General features: G+C 68.0%; 11 protein-coding genes. 5 read left to right on the top strand and 6 right to left on the bottom strand.

Annotation, left to right across the window (positions count from 1 at the left end; genetic code table 11):
- The first annotated feature begins 104 nt into the window (after window positions 1-104).
- The 4 genes from IEZ21_RS31305 to IEZ21_RS31290 all read left to right on the top strand — a co-directional run bounded on the left by IEZ21_RS31305 (window position 105) and on the right by IEZ21_RS31290 (window position 6,272).
- Window positions 105-1,625: an RICIN domain-containing protein gene (locus IEZ21_RS31305; RefSeq protein ID WP_189325230.1), complete on the top strand. Its 1,521-nt coding sequence runs from the start codon at window positions 105-107 to the stop codon at window positions 1,623-1,625.
- 554 nt (window positions 1,626-2,179) lie between these two features.
- Window positions 2,180-4,384, top strand: a complete 2,205-nt coding sequence (locus IEZ21_RS31300) for an MMPL family transporter (protein WP_189325229.1) — start codon at window positions 2,180-2,182, stop codon at window positions 4,382-4,384.
- Window positions 4,385-4,434: 50 nt separating this feature from the next.
- A complete protein-coding gene (locus tag IEZ21_RS31295; RefSeq protein ID WP_189325228.1) occupies window positions 4,435-5,622 on the top strand; it encodes a sensor histidine kinase in 1,188 nt (395 codons plus the stop codon).
- A gap of 2 nt (window positions 5,623-5,624) precedes the next feature.
- Window positions 5,625-6,272, top strand: a complete 648-nt coding sequence (locus tag IEZ21_RS31290) for a response regulator (protein WP_189325227.1) — start codon at window positions 5,625-5,627, stop codon at window positions 6,270-6,272.
- Between the two features lie 326 nt (window positions 6,273-6,598).
- On the opposite strand, the gene IEZ21_RS31285 is transcribed toward IEZ21_RS31290, so the two are convergent.
- The 6 genes from IEZ21_RS31285 to IEZ21_RS31260 form a co-directional block, all read right to left on the bottom strand.
- Complete coding sequence (locus tag IEZ21_RS31285; protein WP_189325226.1) at window positions 6,599-7,945, bottom strand: MFS transporter; 1,347 nt, start codon at window positions 7,943-7,945, stop codon at window positions 6,599-6,601.
- Window positions 7,942-9,078: a hypothetical protein gene (locus IEZ21_RS31280; protein ID WP_189325225.1), complete on the bottom strand. Its 1,137-nt coding sequence runs from the start codon at window positions 9,076-9,078 to the stop codon at window positions 7,942-7,944. Before IEZ21_RS31280 ends, IEZ21_RS31285 begins: the two co-directional genes overlap by 4 nt.
- Before the next feature lie 71 nt (window positions 9,079-9,149).
- Window positions 9,150-9,431: a hypothetical protein gene (locus tag IEZ21_RS31275; RefSeq protein WP_189325224.1), complete on the bottom strand. Its 282-nt coding sequence runs from the start codon at window positions 9,429-9,431 to the stop codon at window positions 9,150-9,152.
- 1 nt (window position 9,432) lies between these two features.
- Entirely contained in the window at window positions 9,433-10,665 is a 1,233-nt protein-coding gene (locus tag IEZ21_RS31270) for a hypothetical protein (RefSeq protein ID WP_189325223.1), read from the bottom strand.
- Between the two features lie 70 nt (window positions 10,666-10,735).
- The gene (locus tag IEZ21_RS31265) at window positions 10,736-10,996 is read right to left on the bottom strand and encodes a hypothetical protein (RefSeq protein ID WP_246568319.1); all 261 of its coding nucleotides are present in this window, start codon (window positions 10,994-10,996) and stop codon (window positions 10,736-10,738) included.
- Window positions 10,997-11,043: 47 nt separating this feature from the next.
- Window positions 11,044-11,211: a hypothetical protein gene (locus tag IEZ21_RS31260; RefSeq protein ID WP_189325221.1), complete on the bottom strand. Its 168-nt coding sequence runs from the start codon at window positions 11,209-11,211 to the stop codon at window positions 11,044-11,046.
- A 262-nt stretch (window positions 11,212-11,473) separates the two neighbouring features.
- Between IEZ21_RS31260 and IEZ21_RS31255 the strand changes: the two genes are divergently transcribed.
- Window positions 11,474-12,448: a LuxR C-terminal-related transcriptional regulator gene (locus IEZ21_RS31255; RefSeq protein WP_189325220.1), complete on the top strand. Its 975-nt coding sequence runs from the start codon at window positions 11,474-11,476 to the stop codon at window positions 12,446-12,448.
- Window positions 12,449-12,667: the final 219 nt, after the last annotated feature.

The raw sequence follows: 12,667 nt of genomic DNA, 5'->3' as shown, positions 1-12,667 counted from the left end.
ATCAGCCGTCGATCGCCTGGCAGTCGTCACGTGGCGTTTCCCACCGGCGGTCCCTCGGCTGTCGGAGCTTCACCATTGCAACGCAGTCGATGCACGTTTCCAGAATGGGTACTTCCATGACCAACCAGTCGTTGCCTCCGGCGCTGCCCCAGGTCTCAGTGCCGGAGGCGAAGTCCGGAGACGAGCTCCCGGAGGAGTACCGGGAAGCGGTCCTGTGCTACGCCAGCCTGTGCACGACAAGCCCCGCGAAGGCCGCGCAGCTGGCGTACGAGGCATTCACGCTGGGCATCGAGTGGCGGCGGCAGGGCGTACAACTGCCGTGGCTGCCACTGCTACTGATGGCCGTGCTCGAGATGGCGGACAGGTGGCAGATGCAGGGGCGAGGTGAGCCTCTCAGCACGGAGCTGAGCATCTGGCTGTATGAGCGGGCGGCGCAGCAGCCCATCGCCCCGCAACAGCCGCCGCTCGCGCTGCGGGCACTGCAGCAGATGCCGACGGCGGACGCGGAGCTGCTCTGGGCGGTGGAGGTCGAGGGACTGCACACCAAGAGCGACGCCGGAGGCAGGCCGTGGGAGGAGACCAGGGAGTGGGAGGTCACCCGGGTCAGAGAAGCATTCCGCGAGTGCTGTCAGGGGGTGTACGCGGCCGACGTGGCGGACTCGAATGAGGAGTGCCGTGGCTACCTGGGACTGCTGGAGACGGCGACGCGGTCGCCGGAGGCGTGGGCGCCGGAGGACCTGCAGCGGCATCTGGCGGCGTGCGCGCGGTGCAGCGAGACTGCGGCATGCCTGACGCTGTCCGACGAGCTGCCCGTCGTGCTGGCCACGGGAGTTTTGGGCTGGGGTGGGCGAGAGTACCTGGATCGGCGCAGGATCGCAGGCGAGCGGGGCCCGGGCGGGCCGACGCACCAGGAAGACCAGCGCAAGATCGCGGGGTGGCGAGCGTCCCTGCGGAGACGGCCGGCCTGGGCGGTGGGCGCTGTGATGCTGCTGGCCGTGACGGCGGTGGTCGGCGTCCTCAGCAGCGCGCCGTCGGAGCCGACGTCCACGTCGGCCGCACGCGATATCTCCCCTTTCCCCTCTTCATCCCCCGATGCCGCCTGGCCCTTCGATTCCCTACCCCTTCAAGCGCCCATGCCCGTCCCCAGCGGCGTCTCGCCGTCGCCCTCGGTCGACTCCGGCGTCTCGCCGTCGCCCTCGGCCACAGACTCCAAAGCGGGTACCAGATCCAAAGCGGGTAGCGGCTCGAGCCTCATTGTCGGACGAGGCTCCGGCCGGTGCCTCGACAACACCGGAAACGGGCCTATCGGCACACAACAGCAGATTTACGATTGCGGTACCGGCGACCCCAGCCAGCAGTACACCTACACCGCGGCTCGTGAGCTGCGCATCGCGGGCAAGTGTCTGGGCGCGGACGGTAACGGCACCGCCGACGGCACGCGCGTCATCTTGTGGACGTGTAACGGGACGCCGAGCCAACGCTGGTCCTTCACGACGGACGGAACGATCACCAACGACCTGTCCGACAAGTGTCTCGACGTGAGCAACGTCCGTACGGCAAACGGCTCGAAGGTCCAGCTATGGGAGTGCTGGGGTGGCAGCAATCAGCTGTGGAGCCGTCGCTGACCGGACGAAAGGCACGAGCGCCATCCCGCTTCGCCCGTGCGCCCGCGACCTCGCAGGGCCTGTGTCCGCGGCGTGTTCCGTACTTCGTTCAGCTGTTGCTCGTGTCCACGGGAAGAGTTGCTTCGTCGAGTGCGGCACGGGCTGCCGCACCGAACACGCGGCCCGCCGCCAGACACGGTTGGTTCCGGCCCCGTAAACCCGTCCGCCGAGGTCTTGCCCCATGATGAATCCATCAACCGCCATGCCCCCCGATGGATAAAACATTGAACCGGATACCGGCGCTCAAGCCGGTGATGGTCGACCTCCTGGCTGCCCTGGCTCTCTGTGCGCCGGGCCTCGCCCCGGCCCCCGCCGCGGCAGCGGAACGCGCCGCCACGGCAACCGTCGTACCCAAGGTGTGGCCGACCCCGCAGCACGTGCGGCCGGGCCAAGTGAGCCCGCGTCCTTGAAGCGATCCGGTCTCTTCGCCGGACGGGGGTCCACCAGTTGGTGGACCTCAAGTTCAACCAGTCGCTGCTGTCGGCACCACACCCCCGACGAAGAGCATGGATGACATGAAGAATCTTCCCGTACGCATGGCTCGTTGGAGCGCCGCCCACCCCTGGCGGAGCATCGTCGGCTGGTTCGTGTTCGTCGTCCTGTGCCTCGGTATCGGCATCACCGTCGGCACCAACGCGGCGACCACCGAGGACTTCCGCATCGGAGAGGCAGGACGCGGCGAGGCGATCGCCGCGGAGGGCGGGTTACAGCAGCGCCCCGTCGAACACGTCCTGATCACCGCGAAGCCGGGCACCGGAAAGCTCGACATCGCCGCGGCCGACTCGGCCGCCGCCGACGTCGCCGCCCGGATGGGCAAGCTGCCCGAGGTGCTCTCCGTCACCGACCCGGTGCGCGGCGCGGACAACACGACGGTGCGGGTCACCGTCACCATGAAGGGCCCGGAGCTGGACGGCAAGGAGCACGTCGACCCGCTGCTCGAGCAGACCGCGGCCGTGCAGAAGGCCAACCCCGGGCTGCGCGTCGAGGAGACCGGATCGCCTTCCATCAGCAAGGGCGTCGACAAGCTGCGCGGCGACGACCTCGCGCGTACCGAGATGATCGCCCTGCCGGTCACCCTCATCACCCTGCTGCTGGTCTTCAGCTCCGTGGCGATGGCCCTCGTACCGCTGCTGCTCGCCCTGTCCTCGATCGCCGCGGCCGTCGGCCTGACGATGGTGGCCTCACACGTCTTCCCCGACAATGGCATCAGCACCAACATCATCCTGCTCATCGGCCTCGCGGTCGGCGTCGACTACACGCTCTTCTACCTCAAGCGCGAACGTGAGGAACGAGCCCGCGCCGGCGGCAAACTGAGCCCGCAGGCCGTCGTCGAACTCGCCGCCGCCACGTCCGGCCGGGCCGTTGTCATCTCCGGCCTCGCGGTCGCCGTCTCCAGCGCCACCCTCTACCTCGCCGACGACGTCATCTTCTCGTCCATCGCCACCGGCGCGGTCCTCGTCACCCTCGTCGCCGTCGTCAGCTCCCTGACCGTGCTGCCCGCCCTCCTCGCCAAACTGGGCATGCGCGCCGAGCGCCGTGCCGAGCGCCGGGCAGCCCGCGGGCTCGCGCCGAAGAAGCAGAAGACGCACAAGACCGGCCCCGGCCGCCTGACCGCCGCGGTGCTGCGCCCCGTCGCCAAGCACCCCGTCGCCGCGCTCACCGTCACCGTTGTCGCGCTGCTCGCCCTCGCCGCTCCGGTCCTCGGCCTCAAGCTCACCGACATGGGCCGCGAGACACACTCCCGCTCCATCGCCACCATGCAGGTCTACGACCGGCTGAACGCGGCCTACCCGGAGCTGAAGTCCATGCACCAGGTCGTCGTCCGCGCCGACGCCGACCGTTCGCCCGAGGTGACCGCCGCCCTGCGCGAACTCGCCGCCGACGTCAAGGACGACCCGCGCCTGAGCGGCACTTCCCAGCTGACCACGTCGCCCGACGAGCGGATCAGCATGCTCCAGCTACAGGTCCCGCACCACGTCAGCAGCGACAAGGCCCAGTCGTCGCTCAAGGACATCCGCGACACGTACCTCCCTGAGACCGTCGGCCAGGTGAAGGGTGCCGAGACCGCGGTGACCGGTGACGTCGCCCGCTACACCGACTACCCGGCCCACCAGGAACAGAAGCTGCCCCTCATCATCGGGGCACTGCTCCTGGTCACCTTCGCCATGACCGTCTGGGCGTTCCGCTCCGTGGTCCTCGGCCTGGTCGGCATCCTCCTCAACCTCCTCTCCGCCGCCGCCTCGCTCGGCATTCTCGTCATGGTCTTCCAGCACACCTGGGCCGAAGGCCTGGTCGACTTCACCTCCACCGGTTCGATCGGCACCCGTGTCCCGCTGTTCCTCTTCGTGATCCTGTTCGGCCTGTCGATGGACTACCAGGTCTTCGTGATCAGCCGGGTCCGGGAGGCCGCCCTGCGCGGAGTCCCGACCCGCAAGGCCGTGATCGAGGGCGTCGGCAGCTCGGCCGGCGTGGTGACCAGCGCCGCCGTGATCATGGTCACGGTCTTCGCCAGCTTCGCGGCCCTGCACATAATCGAGATGAAGCAGATCGGCTTCAGCCTCGCGGTCGCCGTCCTCCTGGACGCCTTCGTCATCCGTATGCTGGTTCTGCCGTCCCTGATGCTCCTGCTCGGCGAGGCCAACTGGTGGCCCTCGCGCGGAGTGCGCCGTGCCCGCCGCAGCACCGAACAGGCCCCTCGCCCCCTGGAATCGGTAGGCTGATCGACTCGGCCGCCGGCCCCTCAACTCCCATACGAACGAGGTGAATCGCCGTGAATCAGTGGCAGCAGCAGCCGGGCGACCGGCTCACCCCGGACCGTATCCGCCGCTGGAACGCAGCAGGCTGGATCCTGTTCGGCCTGCTGCCCCCGGCCATCGCCGTGTTCGACGAGTCGTCAGCCCTGAAGTACTGGATGCTCGGCCTGCTCACCCTGATCGCGCTGTGCCACACCGTCGTTCTCGCCCGACCGGACGACCCCGTCCTGCCTCCCCGTACCTACCTCGCCGTCCTCGCGCTCGTCCTGGGCGCGACGTCCTACCTTCTGGGCGGCGGGGCCGCTTTCTACGTGGTGTCCCTGCCGCAGTTCTGGCTCTTCACCCGCGCCCCGCGGGACGCGATCACGCTCAGCGGGGCCGCCGCGGCCCTCACCGTGATCGGCGGCACGCTCGGTCAGGGCTGGAGCCCTCAATTCCTCACCGGGAACGCCGTGTTCACCGTCGTCGCCTACGCCGCAGGGGTGGGTCTGGGGCTGTGGTTGCACCGCTTCGTAGGCCAGAGCAACGAGCGCCAGGAGCAACTGACCGCCGAACTGGCCGTCACCCAGGAGGAGTTGGCGGCCGTGTATCAGCGGCAGGGCGCGGCCGAGGAGCGCGAACGGCTCGCCCGGGAGATCCACGACACCCTCGCCCAGGGCTTCGCCTCCATCGTGGTGCTCGCGGAGGCCGCCCGCGCCGCCGCCGTCACCGACCCCGTGCGCTGCGCCGAGCAGCTCACCTCCATCGAGCAGACCGCGCGCGAGAACCTGGCCGAAGCCCGGGTGCTCGTCGGCTCCGCCCCCGAGAGCGGCGTCGCACCCGGCTCGCTGGCCACCACCCTGCGCAGAACCCTGGACCGCTTCGTCCAGGACACCGGCCTCACCGTCACCGCCGAACTGCCCGACATGGACCTGGACCAGCGCACCCGCGTCGCCCTGCTGCGCTGCACGCAGGAGTCCCTCGCCAACGTGCGCAAACACTCGGGCGCCTCCACCGTCGGCGTCGTCCTCACCGAACTCGCGGGCGGTGTCGAGCTGGAGATCACCGACGACGGCCGCGGGTTCGTCGTCGAGGATTCCCAAGGTTTCGGCCTCGACGGCATGCGCCGACGGCTGGCCGAGCTCGACGGTGAACTCGCCGTCACCAGCTCCCTCGGGGACGGCACCCGTGTCCTCGCCAGCCTTCCCACGCACAGTCAGGACTGACCATGACCGACACCGCGTACGACCGGATCCGCGTGGTCGTGGTCGACGACCACGCCGTGATGCGCGCCGGAGTCATCGCCCTGCTGGCCAACGAGCCCACGATAGAGATCGTCGGCGAAGCGAGCGACGGCCGCGAGGGCGTCGCCCTCGTCAAGCGGCTTGCCCCCGAGGTGGCCCTCCTCGACCTGCGCATGCCGGTGCTCGACGGCGTGGCCGCCACCACCGAGATCGTCGCCCTGCCGGTGGCCACCCGGGTGCTGATCCTCACCACGTACGACACGGACATGGAGATCGAACGAGCCGTGGAGGCCGGCGCCGTCGGCTACCTCCTCAAGGACACCACCCGCGAGCAGCTCGCCGACGCCATCCGCTCGGCAGCGCGCGGTGAGACGGTCCTCGCGCCCAAGGTCGCGGAGCGTCTCGTGGCCCGGATGCGCCGCCCCGAACCGGTCGTGCTCACCGCCCGCGAGCGGGAGGTGCTGAAGGCGGTCGCCGACGGCCTGTCCAACGCGGAGATCGGCCGTCGCCTGGTCATCGGGGAGGCCACGGTGAAGACGCACCTTCTACGGGTCTTCGCGAAACTCGACGTAAGTGACCGCACCCGCGCCGTCGTCGTCGCCCTGGAACGCGGACTCCTTGCGCGCTCCTGAGGCCCGGGCGCCCTAGCCAGAACGTACTGATCTCCTGGAATTGGCCGTCCCTGTGTTTGGGCTCCGATGTGCGTAGGGGCAGCCCTCCGTTCCCGCCTCTCGCAACGGAACGTGCCCAACGTCCCTCGCCCCCGGCGTCCGCCGCCTCGCGCGATCCGTGCGGTTCGCCCTGCTCGGGCCCGTGGCCTGCTTGGCGGCCCTGGTCGTGATCGTCGCCCTCCAGGGGCATCTGGTTTGACCCGCGTCACTCCGGGAGTGTTGTCTCCGGCCCCAATCGATGACGCAGGCGGTGACCTGGACAGGGGCGACGTCGATGCCGCGCGCGGCTACTCGTCCCGCGCTGGTGGCACAGCCTTGCTGTCGTGCAGGGGAGTAGCGGAGAGGTCCCTCTGGTCGCTTTGGCCGAAACGAGTCCACAGCGCAGCCGATACGAGCAGGGCGAAGCCGAGGCTGACGAAAACTGCGTGCCCGCCGACCAGATCGAAGAGGAAGCCGGCGGACAGGATCCCGGCCGCGCTCACTACGCGGATGACGGCGTCCAGCTGACCGTTCCAGGTGCCGAGCACGGCGATCGGGGCGTGCAGCTGGACGACGAGGCCGGCGGATCGGAGATAGACGGTGAAGCCCAGGCCGAACAAGATGAGGCCAAGGGCCAGCGGCCATCGAGTGGAGCCGAGGAGCACTGCGGTCAGCGTGCCCACACCGGCAAGGGCTGGGGCCCAGCGCATGCTCGCGAAGATGCGCTCCGGTCCGGACTTGGCCACGACCAGTCCGCCGAGGAGGGCTCCGACGGTGGAGAAGGCGAGAAAGGTGCCGGCCGCGGCGGCGGACATGTCCAGCGTCTCTCGCATGAGGGGGATCCACGAGAGGATCACCGTGGAGAGAGCCAGCACGGTCAGAGCGTGGAAGATGAGGTAACGGTGCCAGGGCCGGCTGGACAGGATCGTGCCGGCCACCTCACGGCGTGACGGCAGGGCGCGAGGGTCGGCAGAGTCGTCCTCGGACTCTTGCTCCGCGGTGGCATCGGGCTTCGTTCGTAGTCCGGTGTGCCGCGCGACGGCCAGGACGCAGGCGAACAACGCCAAGGCGAGGATCTGAAAACCCGCCGCAGCGATCAGTCCGCGGGCGCCGGGCAGCAGGGAGATGACCAGGCCTGCGACGACGGGGGAGAGGATCTCGCCGGCGGAGCGGGCGGTCGCCCCGATGCCTTGGACCTTGACCAGGGTGTGGGCGTCTACGAGCCGCGGCAGCAGCACGAACAGCGCCATCTCACCGACCTGGTGGATGAAGTCCACTGTTGCGGCCGCGATCACGATCGTCCATAGGTGCGACGACAGGAACGACGAGCTCAAGCCGATCAGCACGAAGATGCCGATCTTGGCGAGGTAGGAGACGACAAGGACTTGCCCCGCGTCCCGTCGATCCAGCAGCGGGCCGATGGCAAGGGAGGCGACGACTTCGACGCCGTATCCCACGCAGTACACGATGCCGATCGTGCTGACCAGGCCGGACAGGTCCAGCGCCAGGTTCGCGAAGGCGATGTCGTAGACACCCTCGCTCATCGCCGCAGCGAGGGTGAGGGCCACATAGAACGCCAGCAGTGCGCCCAGCCACCGGGGCCAGGCCGGCGCCTGCTTCTTCGTCTGTGTGGGCTGCTGCGATGTATCGGTCACCGATAGGCCAACTCTCGTACGACATCGTCGCTCAGCACGTCGCCGGGCGGATCGAAGCTCGGCAAGGGACCGCCTTCGGGAACGGGTACGAAGAGCTGCGGCAGCCCCGACCGCGCATTATGCACATCGAACTCGACCCGGTAGTGCAGAAATCCGCCACCGCGGGCCCGCATCATGACCCCTGGTTCGATCCGCACCACGGTGCGAGGGTCGGAGGGGAAGGGCAGGACCTCCTCGGCGCCGAACGTCGGCGAGTCGGTGCGCCGGTCGATGAGGTGCAGTTCCACCTCAGGGCTGTCATACAGCAGTGGCGAGAGCCTCAGGGTGAGGTTGGGGTGCACGCTGTAGTACCCCGGCCACTCGGCTGTGTAGGGGAAGACCATGGTGTCAGCCAGGCCGCTGGAGACGTTGGCGCCGATGCCGAACGAGTCGTCGCGGATGGCCTGGTAGGAGCCGACCTCGGCGGACACGGTGGCGAGCTTTGAGGTGGGCAGGTCCGGCTGGGCGAGAGCCCGGTCGACGAAGTACCGCATCTCCTGGTCACCGATGGTGGCCGTACCCAGCACTCCCTGCTCGGTGGCACCACCCTGCCAGCTGCGGGACACGGCCTTGGAGATCAGGAACTGCGCGGGGGAGGGAAGCTCGGTGGTGTTGGCAATGACCTCGGGCCGCGAGGAGCGCATCTCCGTGACCGAGTAGGTGGCGTTGTCCTCAAGCGGGTTCCAGGGGGAGGAGGAGTCCTCCGGGGCCAGGACCGAGTAGTCGTTGCGCGTGGTGACGCAGCCGAGGTTTTCGAACCAGTGGGCGTAACCAGGAGGAATGGCCAGCACACAAGAGCCGTCCGTCGGCACATCGACTTCCAGCTTCCGGTCGTACTCCGGAGAATTTGCGCGGCAGTCGTACATGTGAACCTTTACGGGCATGGCGCCGGTCTCGCCGTAGAAGGAGAGCCGGTCGTATTGCCCGAGGTGGATGGCGTACTCCTCGTACGCGAAGTGCGGGCTGTGGACCATGTAGTGGTAGGGCCGGTCGTTGCGTGACGAGCGGATGTGCCGCGCACCCGGGAAGCCGGCGTCCGGGCCGGTGGTGCGGGTCTTGGTCAGCATCAGCTGGGGCTTCGGGAGTGCGGGCATGCCGGTTCCTCCTGGACGTGCGCGCGGGTGGGTGCGCCGTGTTGGTGCACCCACCCGCGCACGGAGCGGGCTTACTGGACGGTCGTGACGGTGACGCCCGCCGGCAGGGCCGCCTTGAACTCGTCCAGGTTCTGGAAGGCCTGGCCGGTGATCTGCTCCTCGGTCTCCGGGTCGATCATCGACTTGGCGATCTTGCCGAGGACGCTGCGGAAGAGCACCGGGTTCTCGAAGTAGCCCTCCAGCGCGGAGTGGAGGCTCTCGAGTGCCGCGCGGCTGGCCGGGTCCGCGACGTCGGCGGTGATGGTCTCGAGCTCGGTCTTCCAGGCGGTGGCCTCGGTGGCGGTGATGGTCATGTCAGCCTTCCTTTCGGTTGGTGAGGGCGATTGCCTGCGCTTCCATTCGCGCGAGCGCGTGGAAGGCGGGCCCAGGCAGGTAGCGGTCGCTGTCCTGCGCAGGTCTGCTGGGGCCGATCTCGGATACGGCCGCGGTGGTGACGTCATTGCCGAGGCGGTGCTCGGGCCCCCAGGGGCGGTCGAGGAGCTCCATCTCGGCGCGGAGCCATATGCGGCCGTGTCCGATCAGCCGGTACCAGGTGCCGGGGGGAATCGCGACGCCGATCGTGGGGTCACCGAGGTCGATGACGAAGTGCTCGCCGTCGGCGTGCACGATCTCGATCTGGGCGTCAGTGCTGCCGGCAAGCCAGGTAAGGCGGCGGCGGGAGTGATCGTGGCGTACGAACTGATCGGGCGTGCCGTTCAGCTGCACTTCCCAGGCGTCCGAGGTGCAGGTGTCGGTCGAGGGCACCACGGTGAAGGATTCGGGGCCGGTCAGGACGAAGTTGTTCTCGCTGGCCAGGCCATGCGTGTCCTGCTTCATCTCAGCGACGCGCCAGTCCGGGCGAACCATGGCATAGGTGGTCTTGCCGCCGATGGAGACGCGGTAACGGGCGGCGTAGGCGTTGTGCGACAAGGCGTTGGTCCGCTGCGCCATGCGGGACATCAGCAGGTGGGCGGCCACCGGCAGTTGGTGGCGATTGGTCTGCACGACCGGGGCGGAATCCGAGGAGCGGGAGAAGGAGATCAGGTCGTTGTCCGGCTCCCAGTGGGGGTTGGCATCCGCGTACCACACGGGCTCATCGCGGGTGACGACACCGCCGAGGCCGTCGAGGGTGTGTGCCACGCCCTTGGGGATGATGAGCACGCGATAGGGCGACACCGCCAGCTCGATGGTGATCTCAGCGCCGGGCTGGTCCACGTCCTCGCGGCAGTCGATGAGGTGGACGCTGATCTGCTGGCCTTCGCCGAAGAACGTGAGCCGGTCGTCCTGGCCGACGTGGATGCCGTAGGTGGAGTAGGTGAACTCCTGCTCGTGGGTGACGTAGTCGGTGATGCCCGGTCCTGTGGTGATGCGGGTAATCCGGGTTACCCCATTGGTGCCGTCCCCTTCGGTGACATTCGTGCTCTCCAGCCGGACACCCGGGAGGGGGAAGCCCAGGTCATTTACCTCGTCGGGGACCTGGAAGGTTCCGATGTGACGTCGCTCGACGGAGTGGTCGAGTGCGGGTGGTGCGTCGGCTGTTTCGAGCATGGGTCGAATTCCTTTCTCGGATCGGTCGGGCTGTGATGCGCAGCGGCGTGGAGGAGGCCTTGAGGGCCTGTCAGATGGACAGCTGCCAGGAGGCGAGGGCCGGCTCGTGCGAAAGGGCTCGTTCGCAGACGGCGCGGGCGGAGAGCAGGGCGTTGGCTTCGCACTCCGCAAGGACGAAGAAGACCAGGTCAATGTGGCCCTGGTGAGTCCGCGCCCAGACGTGTTCGACGCCGTCGGCGGGTGTGCATTGCGCCATGAGGACTTCGGAGGGCTTGTCCGGGGTCTTGGGCGCCACGGGTGGATGGACCAGCCGCATCGTGATCATGTGCATCACAGTCTCCCGGAATGTGCCCGCCGGCCGGATCCGGGCACGGCATGTCAGGCGGCCCTCTCCGCGCTGTCGGTGTCCTGCGGGGCACTCCAGCCAAACCCGTCGCCGGCCACCACACGCTGGGTTTCCGCTACTTCGAGGGCAGCGACCGGGGCGGTCCCAGCTGCGGTCAGGAGAACGACAGATGCGATCACCACGGCGGCGACTCGGGACATGACAAACTCCACCCTTCAGTGACAGTTGGACTACGAAGAATTTCCGCTCCGCCCGAGAATCAGGTGTTGCGGCCGATGACGTAAGACTCACCCATGGGCACCAGCCGTGTCACTGGTTGGTCACTGTCCGCAAGGTGCTTGGCACCTTGGAGCCACGAGGTTCGTAGGCGCACTGGCCAAGACCCGGTAAAGCGGAAGGGAGACTTCCCCGGCCCCGTATGTCAATCTTCTTCAGTCTGTAGGGCTGACTCACGGGGGTGCCATGCTGCAGTTACTCGGATTGTCCTCGAATGCGGAAGCTGTCTACCGAGCCGCGCTTCAACATCGAGACCATGGAGTGACCGCGCTAGCCACGGACACCGGGCTGACAGACCCCGAAGTGCGGGTTGCGCTGGACGAACTGGCCGAACTGGCATTGCTCAAGCCCTCCGCTCAGTTTGACGGAAAACTTCGGCCAGTAAGTCCCGACGTGGGACTGGCAAAGCTGCTTGCCTCGGCCGAGGCGCGCCTGGCATCACGACAAGTGGAAGTTGAAGAAGCCCGCGCGGAGATAGCCTCCATAACCGCCGAGCACCACAGCGCCTGGCCTATTGACGGAGCGATTCGGCACGACGGGCTGGATGCCATCCGGACCCGTCTTGAGGAGCTGCAGCGCGCCACGGAGTTCGAGTGCCTCTCTCTCAATCCCGGCGGCGCCCATCGGCCCGAAGCCCGCGAGGCTGCCGCGTCACTCAACGAGGAGGCCCTCGCACGGGGTGTCACGATCCGCGCGGTCTGCCGTGACAGCTTCCGCAACGACACCGAAACGCTCACCTACGCCCGCTGGCTCATAGAGCTCGGTAGCGAGATGCGCACCGTGCCGACCGTCCCGATCCAGATGGTCATCGTTGACCGCAAGATCGCGGTGGTGCCGGCCCAAGCCGACAACCCCCGCGCTGCTGCCCTGGAAGTGCGCAGTCCCGGCATTGTGGCGGCGCTGCACGCACTCTTCGAACAGGTCTGGGAAGTCGGACTGCCCTTCGGTCAGCAAATCCCGCGGGACCAGGACGGTTGCACCCCAACAGAAAGAGAACTGCTGCGGATGGCCGCCGGCGGCGACACCGACGAGGCCGCAGCCCGGAGACTCGGGGTATCTCTACGAACCGTCCGCCGCATGATGGCTCATCTGATGGAGCGGCTGGATGCCGCCAGCAGGTTCCAAGCCGGCGTTAACGCGACAAAGCGTGGGTGGCTGTAGTGCTGTCCGACGGTTCGCCGCCGAGCAGATCAGGTAGGCCTCGGAGTCCCAGCTCAGACACCAGGGAACAAGTAACTCGGTGCCGGTCTTGAGTCGGTCCTTCACTGTCAGCGGCCAGATCATCTCTTCGTCCACTCCCAACGCCTGCGCGGCGTCAATGCGGTTCCGCGCATGAGGTACGAGGTGCTCATCCGCCAGCCATCGATCGATGGTCTTCCT

This window comes from Streptomyces flaveus (assembly GCF_014647675.1).
In the GTDB taxonomy this organism is placed as follows: Bacteria; Actinomycetota; Actinomycetes; order Streptomycetales; family Streptomycetaceae; genus Streptomyces; species Streptomyces flaveus.
The sequence above is the reverse complement of the archived record's forward strand: the minus strand, read 5'-3'. Positions and strand labels throughout refer to the sequence as shown.

Coding starts and splice junctions, on each gene's coding strand:
- IEZ21_RS31305 (WP_189325230.1), top strand. CDS start 105: ATGGGTACTTCCATGACCAACCAGTCGTTGCCTCCGGCGCTGCCCCAG.
- IEZ21_RS31300 (WP_189325229.1), top strand. CDS start 2,180: ATGAAGAATCTTCCCGTACGCATGGCTCGTTGGAGCGCCGCCCACCCC.
- IEZ21_RS31290 (WP_189325227.1), top strand. CDS start 5,625: ATGACCGACACCGCGTACGACCGGATCCGCGTGGTCGTGGTCGACGAC.
- IEZ21_RS31280 (WP_189325225.1), bottom strand. CDS start 9,078: ATGCCCGCACTCCCGAAGCCCCAGCTGATGCTGACCAAGACCCGCACC.
- IEZ21_RS31275 (WP_189325224.1), bottom strand. CDS start 9,431: ATGACCATCACCGCCACCGAGGCCACCGCCTGGAAGACCGAGCTCGAG.
- IEZ21_RS31270 (WP_189325223.1), bottom strand. CDS start 10,665: ATGCTCGAAACAGCCGACGCACCACCCGCACTCGACCACTCCGTCGAG.
- IEZ21_RS31265 (WP_246568319.1), bottom strand. CDS start 10,996: ATGCACATGATCACGATGCGGCTGGTCCATCCACCCGTGGCGCCCAAG.
- IEZ21_RS31260 (WP_189325221.1), bottom strand. CDS start 11,211: ATGTCCCGAGTCGCCGCCGTGGTGATCGCATCTGTCGTTCTCCTGACC.
- IEZ21_RS31255 (WP_189325220.1), top strand. CDS start 11,474: ATGCTGCAGTTACTCGGATTGTCCTCGAATGCGGAAGCTGTCTACCGA.